At 31.8% G+C, this 17,079-nt stretch carries 15 protein-coding genes; 7 read left to right on the forward strand and 8 right to left on the reverse strand.

The features are described 5' to 3' along the window. Window positions 1–114: 114 nt before the first annotated feature. From ACWJJT_RS13615 to ACWJJT_RS13635, 5 genes are all read left to right on the forward strand, one after another. Window positions 115–510 carry a PD-(D/E)XK nuclease family transposase gene (locus tag ACWJJT_RS13615; protein ID WP_462955083.1) on the forward strand — a complete coding sequence of 132 codons (396 nt, stop codon included), beginning with the start codon at window positions 115–117 and terminating at the stop codon, window positions 508–510. A gap of 511 nt (window positions 511–1,021) precedes the next feature. After that, the gene (locus tag ACWJJT_RS13620) at window positions 1,022–1,258 is read left to right on the forward strand and encodes a FeoA family protein (protein WP_165412499.1); all 237 of its coding nucleotides are present in this window, start codon (window positions 1,022–1,024) and stop codon (window positions 1,256–1,258) included. A gap of 36 nt (window positions 1,259–1,294) precedes the next feature. Beyond that, window positions 1,295–1,522 (forward strand): FeoA family protein, encoded by a 228-nt coding sequence (locus ACWJJT_RS13625; protein ID WP_165412500.1) that lies wholly within the window; start codon window positions 1,295–1,297, stop codon window positions 1,520–1,522. A gap of 27 nt (window positions 1,523–1,549) precedes the next feature. Beyond that, a complete protein-coding gene (gene feoB, locus ACWJJT_RS13630) occupies window positions 1,550–3,598 on the forward strand; it encodes a ferrous iron transport protein B (protein WP_462955084.1) in 2,049 nt (682 codons plus the stop codon). Window positions 3,599–3,695: 97 nt separating this feature from the next. Next, window positions 3,696–3,974 carry a FeoC-like transcriptional regulator gene (locus ACWJJT_RS13635; RefSeq protein WP_462955086.1) on the forward strand — a complete coding sequence of 93 codons (279 nt, stop codon included), beginning with the start codon at window positions 3,696–3,698 and terminating at the stop codon, window positions 3,972–3,974. A gap of 90 nt (window positions 3,975–4,064) precedes the next feature. On the opposite strand, the gene ACWJJT_RS13640 is transcribed toward ACWJJT_RS13635, so the two are convergent. Continuing rightward, entirely contained in the window at window positions 4,065–5,111 is a 1,047-nt protein-coding gene (locus ACWJJT_RS13640; RefSeq protein WP_462955087.1) for a phosphodiester glycosidase family protein, read from the reverse strand. Between the two features lie 91 nt (window positions 5,112–5,202). Then, complete coding sequence (locus tag ACWJJT_RS13645; RefSeq protein WP_462955088.1) at window positions 5,203–7,152, reverse strand: PAS domain-containing sensor histidine kinase; 1,950 nt, start codon at window positions 7,150–7,152, stop codon at window positions 5,203–5,205. Between the two features lie 476 nt (window positions 7,153–7,628). On the opposite strand from ACWJJT_RS13645, the gene ACWJJT_RS13650 reads away from it, so the two are divergent. Further along, a complete protein-coding gene (locus tag ACWJJT_RS13650; RefSeq protein WP_462955089.1) occupies window positions 7,629–8,156 on the forward strand; it encodes a DUF6241 domain-containing protein in 528 nt (175 codons plus the stop codon). A 178-nt stretch (window positions 8,157–8,334) separates the two neighbouring features. Here ACWJJT_RS13650 and ACWJJT_RS13655 read toward each other — a convergent pair whose 3' ends face one another. The 5 genes from ACWJJT_RS13655 to mgtE all read right to left on the reverse strand — a co-directional run bounded on the left by ACWJJT_RS13655 (window position 8,335) and on the right by mgtE (window position 15,111). Next, window positions 8,335–9,912, reverse strand: a complete 1,578-nt coding sequence (locus ACWJJT_RS13655) for an ABC transporter permease/substrate-binding protein (protein ID WP_462955090.1) — start codon at window positions 9,910–9,912, stop codon at window positions 8,335–8,337. Continuing rightward, complete coding sequence (locus ACWJJT_RS13660) at window positions 9,905–11,050, reverse strand: ABC transporter ATP-binding protein (RefSeq protein ID WP_462955091.1); 1,146 nt, start codon at window positions 11,048–11,050, stop codon at window positions 9,905–9,907. Before ACWJJT_RS13660 ends, ACWJJT_RS13655 begins: the two co-directional genes overlap by 8 nt. Before the next feature lie 20 nt (window positions 11,051–11,070). Next, window positions 11,071–12,651 carry an ABC transporter permease/substrate-binding protein gene (locus ACWJJT_RS13665; protein WP_462955092.1) on the reverse strand — a complete coding sequence of 527 codons (1,581 nt, stop codon included), beginning with the start codon at window positions 12,649–12,651 and terminating at the stop codon, window positions 11,071–11,073. Window positions 12,652–12,921: 270 nt separating this feature from the next. Continuing rightward, entirely contained in the window at window positions 12,922–13,548 is a 627-nt protein-coding gene (locus ACWJJT_RS13670; protein WP_462956780.1) for a TrkA C-terminal domain-containing protein, read from the reverse strand. Window positions 13,549–13,767: 219 nt separating this feature from the next. Further along, window positions 13,768–15,111, reverse strand: a complete 1,344-nt coding sequence (mgtE, locus tag ACWJJT_RS13675) for a magnesium transporter (protein ID WP_462955093.1) — start codon at window positions 15,109–15,111, stop codon at window positions 13,768–13,770. 377 nt (window positions 15,112–15,488) lie between these two features. Between mgtE and galE the strand changes: the two genes are divergently transcribed. Continuing rightward, window positions 15,489–16,475 (forward strand): UDP-glucose 4-epimerase GalE, encoded by a 987-nt coding sequence (gene galE, locus ACWJJT_RS13680; RefSeq protein WP_220286178.1) that lies wholly within the window; start codon window positions 15,489–15,491, stop codon window positions 16,473–16,475. A 91-nt stretch (window positions 16,476–16,566) separates the two neighbouring features. On the opposite strand, the gene ACWJJT_RS13685 is transcribed toward galE, so the two are convergent. Further along, a complete protein-coding gene (locus tag ACWJJT_RS13685) occupies window positions 16,567–16,710 on the reverse strand; it encodes a hypothetical protein (protein WP_462955094.1) in 144 nt (47 codons plus the stop codon). Window positions 16,711–17,079: the final 369 nt, after the last annotated feature.

The following is a 17,079-nucleotide window of genomic DNA, read 5'->3' on the forward strand; positions in this document are numbered from 1 at the left end:
TTAGCGACATTAGTTTATTAATAGTGTAGAATTAAATGTAATGTTCTGATAAAATAATAAGATGAAGTCAAAGACTACATGCTAACAGACGTAGTGGAGATTCACTTTATAGAGATGGAGAAATTTAGAAAATTAAGGAATAAGAACTTAAAAGAAGATAAGCTTCAAAGGTGGCTATCCTTCTTTAGAGAAGACATAAGTGAAAAAGAGTTAAAGGAGCTTACGGACATGGATGTTGATATTAGGAAGGCAGAAGAAAAAATAGAATATCTAAGCAGTGATCCAAAGACACTGGAACTTTACAAAGCTAGAGAAAGATCACTTCACGAGAGAGCTAATATGATAAGTAGTGCAAAGGATGAGACAGCAATAAAAATAGCAGAGAAGATGATAATAAAGGGACTTTCTATTGATGACATAGTCGAATTAACAGAGCTTACAGTACAAAAAGTAACTGAGATAAAGAAAAAAAATGCAATGAAAATAAGCAACGGAGTTAGGCGAAGATAGGACATCTGATGCGAATTTATGGTGGAATAAGTTGGGTTAAAAGGCTAAGAGACTTAGAAAATAATATTAAGAAAAAAAGCTTGGCGGCAGCCATGAGGGAACTACTGTAATTTAAAAAAACTTAAATTGAGGTAGTTTTTTCGTCGTGAAGGAAAGGGTTCAGGACATTAGTTTATTAATAGTGTACAACAGACGTAGTGGAGATTCACTTTATAGAGATGGAGAAATTTAGAAAATTAAGAAATAAGAACTTAAAAGAAGATAAGCAATTTGGTATGTATACAAATTTAAATATTAATAAAATATAAAAATAGCAGACAAGCTAAATTAGATTAATGTATTAATTTTAGTAAAAAATATAATATAGTTGTTTACAAATATGCTATATTACGGTATGATGATAATGGAAATCAAATGATTAAGAGTATTACATAGGAATTAAATATATTTTTTTATATAGTAGTTGATAATGAATTTCAATCTCGTCAATAAATTTAAGAGGAGTGATTTTATGACAAATCAAATATCATTAGTAGAAATAGAATTGAAAACTAGGGTTAAAGTAGTAGATATATCGTTAGCAAGTAAAGTTCGAAGAAGAATAATGGATATGGGAATAGTTAAAGGGACAGAAATTGTTGTAATAGGAAAAGCACCTATGGGTGATCCTATAGAGCTTCAGGTTAGAGGTTATTCCTTAAGCCTTAGAAAAAGCGAAGCAAGAGATATTATGGTGAAATTGATTTAACGACATTTCAGTGTAAAAAATAATATGGAGGTGGGAATGATGAATATGCCACTAAATTTTATTGGAATAGGGAAGTTTGCAGAGATTAATAGTGTACAAGGCGGCGAGAGTATGTGCAAGAAAATTATGGAGATGGGAATGAGCAAGGGTGCTATAGTAAAAATTATGAAAAATGATAATGGTCCTTTAATTGTGAAAGTTGGAGAAACTCGATTAGTTCTGGGGCGAGCTATGGCACAAAAGGTTATGGTCCGAGAAGTCTAAAATAATATAAAATGATGGGGGAGCAATATGAGTAAAGATTTAGTAATAGCTTTAGCTGGTAATCCTAATTGTGGGAAAACTAGTTTGTTTAATTCATTAACTGGTTCAAAGCAACATGTCGGTAACTGGCCAGGGGTTACAGTTGAAAAAAAAGAAGGCAAATTTAAGTTTGAAGGCAGAAACATAATTGTGGTGGATTTACCAGGAACTTATAGTCTTGGAGCATACTCAGATGATGAAATAGTAGCCCGCGACTTTATATTAAAAAGTAAGCCAGATGTAGTGATTAATGTGATTGACTCAAGTAATATTGAAAGAAATTTATATTTAACTATGCAAATTTTAGAAACTGGTGCAAAGATGGTTTTAGCACTTAATATGATGGATGAAGCAAAAAACAAAAACATAGAAATAAACGTTAATAAAGTATCAAAATCATTAAATATACCTGTGGTTGCGACTATTGCGACTAGGAACGAGGGTATAAAAGAACTTATACGCGAAGCAATAAAAATAGGCGATTCATTAGAACGCGATGCATTTAAAATTGATTATGGTAGTGACATAGATAAAGAAATTAAGTCACTTACAGAAACTTTTTTGGAAACTTCAGCTACTTTGGAATACCCAGTGCAATGGACATCACTTAAGCTTTTAGAAGGCGATGAATATATAAAGAAATATACAAATGAGAATGAAAATTTTGAAAATATAAATGCTACATTAGAAAAAAGTGTAGAAAAATTAACCGGGAAAATAGGCTATGAACCAGATGCTTTTATAATAGATAAAAGATATGAATTTATAAGTAAAATAGTACAGGGTAGCGTTAAAAAAGAAGTATCAAATGTAGAAAGTACTTCTGATAAAATAGACAAATGGACTACTCACAGGTGGTTTGGAATACCAATATTCGCATTAGTAATGTTTCTTATGTATCAGCTATCAATGACCTTTGGGAATGAATTTTTAGGAGGACTAGTAGATAGTGGATTTAGTGCTCTAGGAGATTTTGTAGGTGGTGTTTTGGCTAGTATGGGAACGCCTGAACTGTTACAATCATTTATAACTAATGGAATAATAGGAGGACTTGGGGCAGTATTTGTATTTACACCTATGATTTTCACTATGTATTTTCTTATAGCTATTCTTGAAGATAGTGGATACATGGCAAGGGCAGCTTATATAATGGATAAGTTTATGAATTCAATAGGGCTTCATGGTAAAACAGCGGTATCTCTTATAATTTCTAGTGGTTGTAATGTGGCAGGGATAATGTCTACAAGAACATTAGATAGTAGAAAAGATAGAATGGTGGCTATACTTATAAATCCGTTTGTATCTTGTAGTGCAAGACTACCAGTTTATGCATTGTTTGCTGGTGCTTTCTTTGCAGGTAGAAAAGTTTGGATTTTTGACGCAGGTGGAATTATTGTATTCGGTCTTTACTTGCTAGGGATTGCAGTTGCAATATTAATGGGTAAATTTTTAAGCGCGAAAGTATTTAAAGGAGAAGAATCTTATTTTGTAATGGAACTTCCACCTTATCGTATACCTACAGCTAAAAGTGTATTTATTCATATGTGGGAAAAATCCTCTCATTTTCTAAAAAAGATGAGTACAATTATATTAGGGTTAGTTATAATTGTTTGGGTACTCTCAAACTTACCAATGGGAATTGAGCCAGGAACTAGAGAGAGCTTAATTGGATCAGTAGGGGCGGTTATTGCACCAATATTTAAACTGGCAGGTTTTGGAACTTGGCAGGCTGGAGTGGCACTTATAACAGGGCTTGCTGCTAAAGAAGCAGTGGTTAGTACTTTGGGAACGGTTTATGCAGCATCAAATGATGCATCATTAACCGCGGCTATTCAACAGGCATTTACGCCTCTTACATCTCTAGCGTTTATGGTAATGACTTTATTGTATTGTCCTTGTGCAGCTACAATAGGTGCAATAAGAAGAGAAACAAACTCTAGAAAATGGGCGATTACAGCAGTAATATATACTTGCGTCATTGGTTGGATAGGAGCAGTTTTAGTATACCAAATAGGAAGTCTCTTAGGATTTAAGTAGTATTTTGAATAAAAAGAGCGGAGATTAACCTTTGCATGAGAATGAATATTAATATCAGAATGTAAAAGAAGATTTAAAATAGAAGGGAGGGTGTATTATGTTAATGAAAGTACTTGCAAGATTAGTTCAAGGCGGAAGGTATTCTAATAATATAATGGCCAAGGAATTAGGAATAGATGAGGGTATGGTTGAGCAAATGCTAGTTCAACTTCAGAGGCTTGGGTATATTGAAAAGGAAGATATGGAGACTTGCTCAGGTGGATGTAATTGTGGGAGCAGTTCTAAAAAGCCGAGCTGTTGTAGTAGCTCAAATGTGAGTATAAATATGTGGAAGATTACAGAAAAAGGTAGGAAAGCTGTATTGAAGGTAACATAATAGAAGCTCAAACCCCTGTCAAAGTAAAGGGCAAGAAACTGCTGAAATATATTTATTTCAGCAGTTTTTGTTTTTTTAACATATGGAAGATTACTTTCCTATATGTTGGTATAATTTATTGTGCGTTATTATTTTTCTTTTTACATATATAATTGAAGGTACGGATCTTTCACCCAAGCTGTCGCAAGGAGTGTTTATGACTTCATCATTATAATATAAGGTAGAAGAAGAACCTCCATCTAAGTTAGCAGCATTATAAGCTCCAAATTTATACAGTTCATCTTGCACTTCTCTTAAGGTAGCTCCTAAGCTATTTAGCTGCCTACCATCAATAACTATTAATATTATTGCACCATCTTTTCTCTGTGCAATAGCTGTTCTAGGCGCAATGCCCCAGCCTCCATCACCACTATTTATAGTTTTCTTTCCGTTAACTATGATGGCGGGGCCAAAAGATACTGCTTCGGTTACTCCAAACTTTTTCATATCTTTAATAGAATGAGGACCAACTAATAACTTTCCCGATTTAGTTAATCCTACAATATTTCCTTTCTCATTTTCATTTCTTATATCATTATAAATGATTTTTCCACCAGTCATTATAATACCCTCTGGATTTGCTCCAGTTCCCGTCCAAAGTGATCCAGGAACTCCATCAGAAAAACCACCACCATTAATCGCAGCGATGGCACTATTATTTTTTGCAATTTCACTGGTAAGTTCGCCTTCATGACCGAGCTTACAGCTGTAACCTACTTTTAGCCTAGTGGGGTCATTAATTACAAGTATAGACCCTTTAAATCTTTTTGCGCGGATAACATATCGTTCAATACTAGTATCATTTTTAGCTTTTATTTTTATATCAGAATTTAAGTTATCTTGAACTATATGGTCTACCTTTTGCTGGCTCATAATTTGCTTTATTTTTTCATCAGATAAAAATGATGTTACTAGCCATTGCAATGAACTAGTAGTCATAGCCGCACCTACCACTGTAGTCTTTACCTTTTTAAACGGACCATAATAAATTAAAAATGGACCTGTAATTGCTGTGAAAATAATTTCAAATAATATAAATAATAAAACAAGTAAGCCTATGCTTGTTTTACTATTTGAACATTTTTTCGTTTTTATCATAATTCCCATCCTTTTTATCAATCACTATAATTATATTAATAAAGATGGGATTATATATGCAGTATTATTTTTTTTATTTTGGATATGGAGATTACGAATAAGCGTCTGAAAGCTCAACTTGCACGGTTTCATTTCTACTTCTCATTTTGCTATTATATAGCGTATCTTCATTAAGTACCTTTTTAGACGGAAGTTTAACTGTAAACGTACTTCCACTGCCAAATTCACTTTCAACAGATATACTACCACCATGTAATTCTACAATTGACTTAACTAAACTTAAACCAATACCTGTGCCTTCTGCATTTCTTGATAGTGATTTATCTACTTGATTAAATCTATCAAATATCATATCCAAGTACTTGGCTTCAATGCCAACTCCAGTATCCTTGACTGATATTTCAACAAATTCATTCTTATCATTAATGTTTACAAATATATCATCACCTTCATCTGAAAATTTTATTGCATTTGATATAAGATTTAATACTACTCTTTCTACCTTTTCTGGGTCACAAGCAATAATTTTTTCTTCTGTATTTGTATCAAAAATGATTTTTAGTCCTTTGCTGTCAGTAAAGTTTGTTACAGACATAGCTATTTCCTCTACAAAATCGACTATATTATTATTTGATAGGTTTAATTTAAAGAACCCTGCTTCAATTTTCGATAAATCAACTATATTATTAATCATTTTAGATAATTTATAGGAATTTTGCTTGATTGAGGCTATATATTTAATAATTGAATCCTTCTTTTGATCCAGGGATCCATTAGTGCAATACATATTTAATAACTGAGTTGTTGCAAATATAACATTTAGTGGAGTTTTAAGTTCATGGGATATGTTAACAAGAAATTCTCCCTGCAATTTTAATGCTTTTTCCATTACTATATTAGACTTTATTTCAGGGGTAACATCAATTATTAAAACTAGTATTTCCTCGATTTCTCCGTTCAATTTAAACACTGGTTCAAATATAAGATTCCAATATATCTCGTCCCCATTTACTAGATATTTTCTTTTATTCAAATACTTAGTTTTCTTTTCTTTTAAGACTTCACTAATACATTTGTAATATTCAGTTGTTTCGAGTGGTCCTAGTAAAATTTCAGCCTTATTATTTCGTATAAGCTTAATTGATTTAAAATCAGGCTTTAGCAATTTAATGTTATCAAATGCCTTTTTATTTATGTCAATAATGTTTAAATCGGGACATGATAATCTAATAACAGGTAAATCGAAAGAGTCTACCACTCTGCTTAGCATTTCAAATCGGCATCGCACGGAGGCCAATTCAGTTTGATTCTCAATTAGCTTGGGTCTCCTCTTTACAATTTGATTTTTAATAACATTTTGTGTAACTTGAGTAGCGGTCTGAAATAGGTATTTCATCTTATTGTTTTCAAATATAGGTGTTAGGGTAGAATCCCAATAAGTTATGCCTCTCGTAAAGTTATCTAATTTGAAATCTTTTATATAGTTTGCCTTTTGTGACCCTAGGACAGTATTATAAATAACTTCAACTTGGCTTCCCAAAAATCCAGGTATAATCTCCCTAATAGGTTTACCTATACTATCTTCTTCTTTATTGAAAGGAGAATCCGTAAAATCAAGGTATTTTTGATTCGCTTTAAGCAATATTAAATTAGGTACACTGTAAATAGCTACACCCAATATGTTATCTATAAATGATTGCTCAACAAACATGAGCTTGTCATTAAGTCTGGAATTTGGGGTCTCAACAAAAGTATATGTTTTTTCATTCGTCCCTTTAACATGGGAAAGTGATATATTAACTTCTCTTGATTGACTGGATTTTGTGAATATATAGCATGTATAGTTACTAGCTATAGTATCAAGAAGTATTTGTGAGTTGATTTTTAGCATTTCTCCTATTTCTATGAGTGATCTACCTAACAATTCATCTAACGCATACCCTGCAAAATCAAGAAAATCTTTATTAGCCCCTGTTATAATATTATCGCACGAATATAAAAGTGGTTCTATTATTATGCTACTAAAAGTGGTTTTCATCATAATTCCCCCAATTTTTTCAACACACCCAATATAGATTTCTACAATCATAAATTGAGTAAATTACGAAAATAAATATACTTATTATTACATATTAGCATATAATAAAATATATTGCCATATATAATCATTTAATTATGCAATTTTTACTCACAATTTATGTAAATTTATACAGTAATACAATATGTTACTTTTTCAAAAAAACGTTTGGAATAATATTACAAAAGTGGTATAATTACAATTGTACAACATAGTAAAATATTACAGGGTTGTTATTTTATGAGTGTAATAGTGTGAGTAGCTCCGAAGGAGATAAGTAGCCCGAAGGAGATAAGTAGCCCGAAGGAGATAAATAGCTCCGAAGGAGATAAATAAGGTATAGAGAAAATAAGTGACATGAAATCGTATTCAAAAAAACTGAGATATAATAGCTTCAGGCTAGCTATAAACAGCCTGTAAATATAAGGGGGTAAAATCGTATGAAACAGAATAAAGTAAGTGACAAATTTCATGCCATAAGCGGCAAAATCTTTCCCTTACATGGTAGATGGCTTGTGGTAAGTAGCATTGCATTGGTGGTTGCAATAATAGGGGCAGGAAGTTACTATATTACACAACATAAATTAACTGAAACGGAAAGTTCTAAAACGGTACAGGCAGTCCAGTTAAATAAAGAGTTAGTTAATAAGGCGGTTGAAATAAAAGCAAATGATACCGTAGAAAAAGTAAGTGATGATGAGTTATCACTTTATAGTACTATGCATAAAATGATAAATACTAAAATCGTAGCAGAGGATGGGAAAATATGGGGTGAAATAGAAATAACCCCTGACAAGTGCAACAAACTAATTGCGGAAGTTACAAAAAGTGAATATCCTGATAAGGCGACTTTGTTACAATTTCTTGAAAGGTGGAAAGATAATAATTTTAAAAGTGGAGTGGACGAACATAATTACCTATGGGATGGACTTGGGGGCACAATAGGAAAAGCAAAAGATATGAGATAAGGTAAAAAGTATATATTACGCGTATTGCAATACGATTGATGCATTCGTTTCGCTAAGAAGTTCTAAAGCTTGCTTCAATGCATTATACGTAATATATACTTTTTTTGTACATAAAAACCGGAAGAGTAAATAAAAAAAGGGTTGATATATTTTAACAATATATCAACCCTTTTCTTATTTAGTCTATCAATTTTTTCGATCTTAAAAAGTCTTCTGCAACTTTTCTAGGTTGTTCTTCATTATCTACTCTATAATTAAGAGTTCGCATATCTTCATCTGTGATTTTACCTTCGAGCATGAGTAATATATCCTTTAGCTCAGGATGCTTTTTAAGTGTTTCTGCTCTTATTACTGGAACTGCATAATAAGGCGGAAAAAAATTCTTATCATCTTTTAAAAGTTTAAGATGAAATTTCTCAAGTAATCCATCTGTAGCAAATGCATCTAAAACCTGTGTTTCGCCTTTTTCAAGTGCGGTATAGCGAAGTCCACCATCTATACTTTTTAAACTTTTGAAATTTAGATTATATAAATTTTTAACTCCAAGGTAACCATCTTCTCTAGCTGAAAATTCCATAGTAAAACCAGCATTACATTTAGAACTTATCTTTGATAGATCAGAAATAGTAGTTAAATTATTTTTTTTAGCAAAATCATTTTTTACGGCGATTACATAAGTGTTATTAAATCCTAAAGGTTTCATTACATCTATATCATAATTTTTTGAGAAATCATTTTTCATCACATCATAAACTTTAAATGGATCGCTCATGGTAGGTTTTTTTAGAATATTTACAAGACCTGTTCCAGTATATTCTACATATACATCTACATCTTTTGATTTCATAGCACTAAATACTACATTAGTTCCACCTAAGTTTAATTTTCGTGTAACCTTAATGTCTGTCTTAGCCTCTATTAAAGAAGCTACCATATTTCCAAGTATTAATTGTTCACTAAAGTTTTTAGAGCCTACCACTATTGTGTCTTTACTTTTAACAAAACTTGAAGCGACTGTTGATACAATGATTATAACAACTAAGACAGAAGCCCAAAGTTGAGTTTTTTTGTTTTTAAAGAATCTAGCAGTTCGCGTTGGGGTTTTATGAGTATCTTTTATTCCTTCTGGAATTACTATGTTTTCAACCTTGCCTATAATGAAGTCTAGAAAAAGGGCAAGAAAACAAGCAGGAATAGCTCCGGCAAGGATCATATTATTGTTAACAGTTGAAACGCCTGTAAAGACTAAGGAGCCTAAACCGCCGGCTCCTATAAAAGCGGCTATGGTCATAAGTCCTACAGCTGTAACTGAGGATATTCTAATACCTGACATAATAACCGGCATAGCTAGTGGGAAACGAACTTTGAGTAGTACCTGAGTATTGGTAAGTCCCATACCATCAGCTGCTTCAATAAGTGCAGGGTTTATGTTAGTGAGTCCTGTAAATGTGTTCTTTACAATTGGTAGAAGAGAATACATAACTGCCATAATAATAGCTGGTGTGCTTCCAATACCAAGTATAGGTATTAAAAATCCAAGAAGTGCAAGACTGGGAATAGATTGAACTATGTTTGTAAACCCAATTATAGGACCTGCTAGTTTTCTATACCTAACTATAAGTATTCCAAGAGGCACTGCTATTAACACTGCTACCAAAATTGAAAAAATTGTTAATTGTATATGTTGAATAAATAAGTCTAATATTTCAGATTTTCTATCTATCACGAAATTCATAAAAGAATTGATACTATTCATCTACATCTACCTCCATATCTATAAATTGATTACTTAATATAGATAAAAGGCTGCTTTTGGTAAGAAGTCCTGATAGTTTATTGTTATCATCTACTACAGGAACAAAATTTATATCTTCTTTTTTTATAACTTCTAATATATCTATTATAGAATCTTCTTGATTTACCGTTATAAGTTCCCTTTGCATTATTTCTTTAATCTTTATAGTTTTATCTGGATTCGTTCTTAGGGTTGATCTAATATGTTTTAAGGTAACAAGTCCACATAAAATGTTGGCTTTATCTACAATAAGTAAACTATCTACATTAGCAGATTTCATTATTTCAATTGCTTGGAGTATTGTTCGCTCTGCAACTGATTTTATAGGTTTTTCTATCATAATATCTTTTGCCTTAATTAATTCAGGTTGATTCCATATTCTTTTTTTACCTACAAAGTCGCGTACAAAGTCATTGATAGGATTTTTTAATATTTCTTCTGGAGTATCAAATTGAACAACGCTGCCAGCATCCATAATACAAATTTTATCTCCGAGTTTTAATGCTTCATCCATATCATGAGTTACAAATATTATGGTTTTCTTAAAATTTTGTTGTATATTAAATACCTCATCTTGAAGTTGCGTTTTTGTTATAGGGTCTAGTGCACTAAAAGGTTCATCCATTAAGATTACCTCGGGATTCATTACAAATGCTCTTGCAACGCCAACTCTTTGTTGCTGACCTCCACTTAACTGATTAGGATATTTATCCATATATTCATCAGGATCTAGCCCTACTAAATTTAAAAGCTCAATTACTTTTTCCTTTATTTCATCCTTTGGAATCTTTTCTATGGATGGTATTAAACCAATATTGTCACCTATAGTTAAGTGAGGAAGAAGACCCGCTTGCTGTATAACGTAACCCATATTACGCCTAAGTTTTATAGTGTTTTTATCTTGGATTTTATCTCCATCTAAAAAAATTTCACCTGTTGATGGGATTAATAATTTATTAATCATTTTAAGTGTGGTAGTTTTTCCACAACCACTAGGTCCAATAAAAACAACTAATTCTTCGTTTTGTATAGTAATATTTACATCCTTTAAAATGTGTTTTCCATTTATAGTTTTATTTACGTTTTTAAATTCAATCAAAATATAGCCTCCTATTTAATTTAATCTATTAATTTTTTAGATTTTAAAAAGTCTTCTGCAACTGTTCTAGGGTCCTCACCGTTGTCTACTCTATAATTTAGTTTTTGCATATCTTTAGCGGTAACTTTACCCTCTAAGGAGAGTAGTACAGGTCTTATTTCAGGATATTTTTTTAGTATTTCTTCCCGTACTATAGGAACTGCATAATAAGGTGGAAATAATTTTTTATCGTCTTTTAAAAGTTTTAGATCGAATCTTTGAAGCAAACCATCAGTTGTAAATGCATCTGTAACTTGAGTTTCATTATTTTGAATTGCTGTATAGCGAAGTCCGCCATCTATACCTTTTACATTTTTAAACTCTAAATTGTATAGTTTTTGTAATCCAAGATAACCATCCATTCTGCTTGCAAATTCCATAGTGCATCCTAAATCAAAATCTTTGCTAACTTTTGCTAAATCTGAAATAGTGTTTAAATTATATTTTTTAGCAAGATCTTGTTTAAGTGCTAACTCATATGTATTATTGAAACCTAATGGTTTTAACCATTCTACATTGTAATCCTTTTTAAAACCATCTTTAACTATGTTGTAAACTTTGTCAGGATCGCTTATAGAGTCTTTTTTCATTATATTTACGAGGGCCACACCTGTGTATTCTACATAGATGTCTATAGCACCTGATTTTATAGCATTAAGTGTTACAATGGACCCACCTAAATTCATTTTTCTTTCAACTTTATAGTTTGTATTACTTTCTATTAAAGAAGCTACCATATTTCCAAGTATTAATTGTTCGCTATAGTTTTTAGAACCTACAACTATTGTATTTTTACTTTTAAAGAAACTTGTAAATACTGAGGATAAAATGATTATAAGAACTAATACCGCAGTTCCGACTTTAAATCTTTTGCTGTCAAAGATAGTATTAGTTTTTAGTGTTTTTGCGCCTTGAGAAACTTTTATTCCTTCGGGAATTACTATAGTTTCTACCTTGCCTATAATAAAGTCTAGAAAAATAGCAAGAAAACAAGCAGGAAGGGCCCCAGCTAGGATCATATTATTGTTAACGGTTGAAACGCCTGTAAAGACTAAGGAGCCTAAACCGCCAGCTCCTACAAAAGCGGCTATTGTCATAAGGCCTACTGCTGTAACTGAAGATATTCTAATACCCGACATAATAATAGGCATAGCTAGTGGAAAACGAACCTTGAGTAGTATCTGAGTATTGGTAAGGCCCATACCGTCAGCTGCTTCGATAAGTGAAGGATTTATGTTGGTTAGTCCTGTAAATGTGTTTTTTAGAATTGGTAGAAGAGAATACATAACCACCATAATAATTGCTGGTTTGCTGCCGATACCAATTATAGGTATTAAAAACCCGAGCAATGCGAGACTTGGTATTGATTGAACTAAATTTGTAAATCCAATGACAGGACCCGAGAGTTTTCTATACCGAACTATAAGTATTCCAAGGGGCACAGCTATTAACACAGCCATCAATATTGCAAATATAGTCAGTTGAATATGTTGTATAAATAAATTGAATATTTCAGCTTGTCTACTTATTACGAAATTTATAAAGGAATTTATACTATTCATTAAAAGTTACCTCCATATCTATGAATTGATTTCTTAATGTATATAAAATTACATAATATCCTTTAATCAAATTAAAAACCCCCAATTTATTGAAAAAGCAACAACTTAATCATATCATTGGGTTGTTACTTTGTAAAGAATGGGCTAATCTATAAAATTTGCTAGTATGTTGAAATTACTAGTATACTATTAAAGATTATTTTTTTAATTCAGTGAAAATTCAACTAAAAATCAATCCCTTACATCTGCGATGTAAGGGATTTTTGAGTTTTATTTTTTATAAAGAAAGAGTTTAATCCTATAATAGCTAGTTTCATCACAGATTACCACAAATATGTCATTATCTTCAAATATAGTTTGTGGTCCGGGGGAAAGTATTAATTTTTCATCTCGTCGTATACCAATTATTGTTGCCCCTGTATTTTGCCAAAATTCAGCTTGAGATATAGTTTTACCTACGACACTCATTTCAGAATGTATTTCAAACTCAAAGGGTATGAAAGGGTTACTATTTTTAAATCTGCTAGAATAATCTATTAGTTCATCGATAGAAGACTCTATATTTTTATCTAATTCTTTTTTCTTTTCAAGTAAATCAACAACTTCTTTTTTTAGAGAAGTTATAGAATCTATATCTTTGAAATTATGGATGAATTCCAAACAATTATCTACTGAGTTTATGACTATTCCGCTACCTTTTGTTACTTTAACTATATCCATGTCACTAAGAAGAGTTATTGATCTTCTTATAGTTTCTGGTGATACGTTATATTGGCTTGCAAGTGAAGAGCGACCGTATAGCTTATCGCCTATTGGAAGATCTCCAGATAGAATTCTATTAGCAATATCAATAGCTATTTTTTTATAAACAGGTTTTAAAACAGAGCCATTTGGCATTTTGGTTTTATCAAAAGTAATATTCAACTTTTGATAAATTCCCCCCTTCTAAGGTATAATATTTTATTAAATAAGGTATGTAATATTATTGCTTTTCTTAATCAAGTATAAATTAATACCTTAATAATGTAAATAGAGGATTACTTCTTCTTAGAGGAAATTGATTCTTCTTAGGGAAGATTAATCTTTATCAATGAATACTTTGGTAGTTTTTATTTATTACATTAAGTATGGTAAAAATAACGTTGCAAGTCCAAGAAAGAAGAGGAAACCTAAAATGTCAGTTACTGTAGTAACAAATACAGCAGAAGCAAGTGCTGGGTCAATATTGATTTTTTTTAATATAACTGGTACTGCAAAACCGGCTATGGTTGCTGCCATCATGTTTAACAACATAGATAAACCAATAACTATTCCAAAAACAATATTCTTTTCCCAAAAGCAACCTAATAAAGCTACTGCAATACCCACTGCAACACCTGTACATACACCTACACCGAATTCCTTTAATAATATTTTCTTGGAATTTTTAGCGTCAATTTCTCCGAGAGCTATGCTTCGAATAATAATAGTTAGCGTTTGTGTACCTACATTACCGCCCATACCTGCAACTATTGGCATGAAGACGGCCAAGGCTACAACCTTTTGAATGGTGCCTTCAAAAAAACTAACGGTTGAAGCGGCAAGGATCGCAGTTATTAGATTTACAAATAACCAGGGTAATCTACTACAAATGGAGGATTTAAGAGAACCGGTAACCTTTTCATCTCCTTTTAAACCCGCGAGGCGATATAAATCCTCGGTATGTTCATCACTAAGAATTCCCATTATATCATCTGAAGTTATTATTCCTAAAATATGCATATCTTCATCGACTACGGGCATAGTTAAAAACCCGTATTTTTCGAAAATGTGACCAACTTCTTCTTGATCCATATCAACAGGGACGCTCATGGCATTACTATTCATGATATCTGAAATTTTCACATCAAAGTTGCTTAGTACTATGTCTTTTAAAGATATAACTCCTTTTAAAAGATCATTTTCGCCTATTACATATATATAATAAGAAGTTTCCGCTTCTGTAGCTTCCTTTTGAAGATAACTTAAGGTTTCACCTATAGTCATATTTTCTTTTACACTTATAAACTCAGTGGCCATAATACCACCCGCACTGTCTGGAGAGTAGGTTAACAATGCGTTGACTTCGTCAACATCTTCTTTATTCATTTTTATCATGATACTTTTAGCTTCATCATCTGTTACAGCTTCTAATAAATCTACTAATTCATCAGATGACATCTCATGTATAATTTTTTTTTGAATGATAGTGGAATGAATAGATAAGAGGTCATATTTCTCCTCATCTTCTGCATCATCAATAATGTTTGCAATCACATTTGGAGATAGTTTTTGAAATAAATTTATTTTATCTCCATCATATTGCCTAATAACTACTAGAATATCAGCGGGATGAATGAACTGAATAAGTTTATTTATTTCATCTATAGTTTCGGTTAACAAAAATTCAGTTAGTTCTTTTTGGTTTAATCTATGAGACATAATCTCCCTCCTAACTTTTATTTAGAGGAAGAAGGTTTGCTAATAAAATGAGGTTTGTAAGAAAAGTGCATAATTAGGTCAAAGCGCTAGTATAAATGAATTCTTCCTCTATAATAATATTAAATTTTATATAGTAATTCCTCGGTATGGGGCCAGAATCCATTGATAGTACCTCCAATAAAAATAAGCTTTTTAGCATAATACGGAAAAGTTTATATATTTATTCAAATTATTATATGATGGTAGCACGGCATTGTCAACCGTATAGAAATAATTTGATTAACAATAAAGTTACAACTAATAGAAGTGGTGTGTTAAAATAATATATAAGATTGTATTATTTAATAATAAGTTTTTATGAGAGGAGAATTTAGTTAATGGCTATTTTAGTATGTGGTGGAGCGGGGTACATTGGAAGTCATATGGTCGCTGAGCTCTTAGAAAAAGGTGAAGAGGTAGTTGTTTTAGACAATTTTCAAAAGGGACATCATGATGCGCTACTTGGTGGAAAGCTTTACTGTGGGGATTTAAGAGATGATGAAATACTAAATAAGGTTTTTACAGAGAATACTATAGATGCAGTTATAGATTTTGCAGCAGATTCATTGGTAGGTGAAAGTGTTACAGAACCTCTAAAGTATTTTGAAAATAACATAGGATCTACTATAAATTTACTTAAGGCTATGAGAGATCATAAGGTTAAATATATAGTTTTCTCATCAACTGCGGCAACCTATGGGGAGCCAGATAATATTCCTATACTTGAAGAAGATAAGACTTTTCCTACTAATCCTTATGGAGAATCAAAGCTTTGTGTTGAGAAAATCTTAAAATGGTGTGATAATGCTTATGGGATAAAATATACTGCTTTAAGATATTTTAATGCAGCAGGTGCACATATAAGCTCAAATATAGGAGAAGACCATAGACCAGAATCTCATTTAATTCCTATTATTCTTCAGGTAGCACTCGGACAAAGAGAAAAGATTATGGTATTTGGGGATGATTACGACACAGAGGATGGTACTTGTGTTAGAGATTATGTCCATGTAACTGATCTTGCTAGTGCTCATTTACTAGCAGTGAAGAGGCTACGATGCGGGGAGGACAGCATAACTTGTAATCTTGGAAATGGACAAGGATTTTCTGTTCAACAGGTTATCGACGTAACAAGAAAAGTTACTGGAAAAGAAATAAAGGCTGAAATGGCTCTTAGACGTGCAGGAGACCCTGCAGTGCTTATAGCTTCTAGTGAAAAGGCTAAGAAAATTCTCGGATGGGAACCTAAATATGCTTCTCTTGAAACTATTATAGAAACTGCGTGGAAATGGCATGAAAGTCATCCCGAGGGATATAAAAAATAAGAGTTAATAAAAAAGTTGTACAAGCTTTATTGGATATTTTATCTTTTAGTTAGCTTATACAACTTTTTTAAAATTGATGTATTTTATTGCGTTATTCAGCGAAGACTAGATAAACACCATATTTATCTTCATAGTCTTTACTTTTGCTAGCAAAATCGGCGAAGAAGGAACCCTTTAAAAAAGTGAATATAGCTACTAGCAAAATAAATTTTTTAAAATTTAAATTAATTTTCATGAGATTTCTCCTTTCACGATATTACTATAATAGTATTTTGCTCTAAAATAATATTAAAAACCTATTGAAACGTAGGGAAATTGCCAAAACATATACATGGTTAAATTGCTAATTATTTTGACCATAAGAAAAGACTGCATTATCAAATACAGTCTTAAGTTTCTTTATTAATATTATGATTTTTTTATTTTTGGTTATCATTGTTATGATTAACCTAATTATTAAATGATGTTACGCTCATTAAATTCTTGTGAGGCTGCCAGGACGGCAGTCTAGCAAGCCTGAGACAGGAAGTCGAGTGTGAGCGTTAGAGAATTTTATATTCGAAAAAGATTAGAATCTCTTAATGGAATTTCACGTTTCAATCTC

It is taken from the genome of Clostridium sp. CM041, from assembly GCF_055081035.1.

Excerpts from the sequence above, each read along its gene's own strand:
- ACWJJT_RS13615 (WP_462955083.1), top strand. The coding sequence starts at position 115 with ATGGAGAAATTTAGAAAATTAAGGAATAAGAACTTAAAAGAAGATAAG.
- ACWJJT_RS13620 (WP_165412499.1), top strand. The coding sequence starts at position 1,022 with ATGACAAATCAAATATCATTAGTAGAAATAGAATTGAAAACTAGGGTT.
- ACWJJT_RS13625 (WP_165412500.1), top strand. The coding sequence starts at position 1,295 with ATGATGAATATGCCACTAAATTTTATTGGAATAGGGAAGTTTGCAGAG.
- feoB (WP_462955084.1), top strand. The coding sequence starts at position 1,550 with ATGAGTAAAGATTTAGTAATAGCTTTAGCTGGTAATCCTAATTGTGGG.
- ACWJJT_RS13635 (WP_462955086.1), top strand. The coding sequence starts at position 3,696 with ATGTTAATGAAAGTACTTGCAAGATTAGTTCAAGGCGGAAGGTATTCT.
- ACWJJT_RS13640 (WP_462955087.1), bottom strand. The coding sequence starts at position 5,111 with ATGATAAAAACGAAAAAATGTTCAAATAGTAAAACAAGCATAGGCTTA.
- ACWJJT_RS13645 (WP_462955088.1), bottom strand. The coding sequence starts at position 7,152 with ATGATGAAAACCACTTTTAGTAGCATAATAATAGAACCACTTTTATAT.
- ACWJJT_RS13650 (WP_462955089.1), top strand. The coding sequence starts at position 7,629 with ATGAAACAGAATAAAGTAAGTGACAAATTTCATGCCATAAGCGGCAAA.
- ACWJJT_RS13655 (WP_462955090.1), bottom strand. The coding sequence starts at position 9,912 with ATGAATAGTATCAATTCTTTTATGAATTTCGTGATAGATAGAAAATCT.
- ACWJJT_RS13665 (WP_462955092.1), bottom strand. The coding sequence starts at position 12,651 with ATGAATAGTATAAATTCCTTTATAAATTTCGTAATAAGTAGACAAGCT.
- ACWJJT_RS13670 (WP_462956780.1), bottom strand. The coding sequence starts at position 13,548 with ATGCCAAATGGCTCTGTTTTAAAACCTGTTTATAAAAAAATAGCTATT.
- mgtE (WP_462955093.1), bottom strand. The coding sequence starts at position 15,111 with ATGTCTCATAGATTAAACCAAAAAGAACTAACTGAATTTTTGTTAACC.
- galE (WP_220286178.1), top strand. The coding sequence starts at position 15,489 with ATGGCTATTTTAGTATGTGGTGGAGCGGGGTACATTGGAAGTCATATG.
- ACWJJT_RS13685 (WP_462955094.1), bottom strand. The coding sequence starts at position 16,710 with ATGAAAATTAATTTAAATTTTAAAAAATTTATTTTGCTAGTAGCTATA.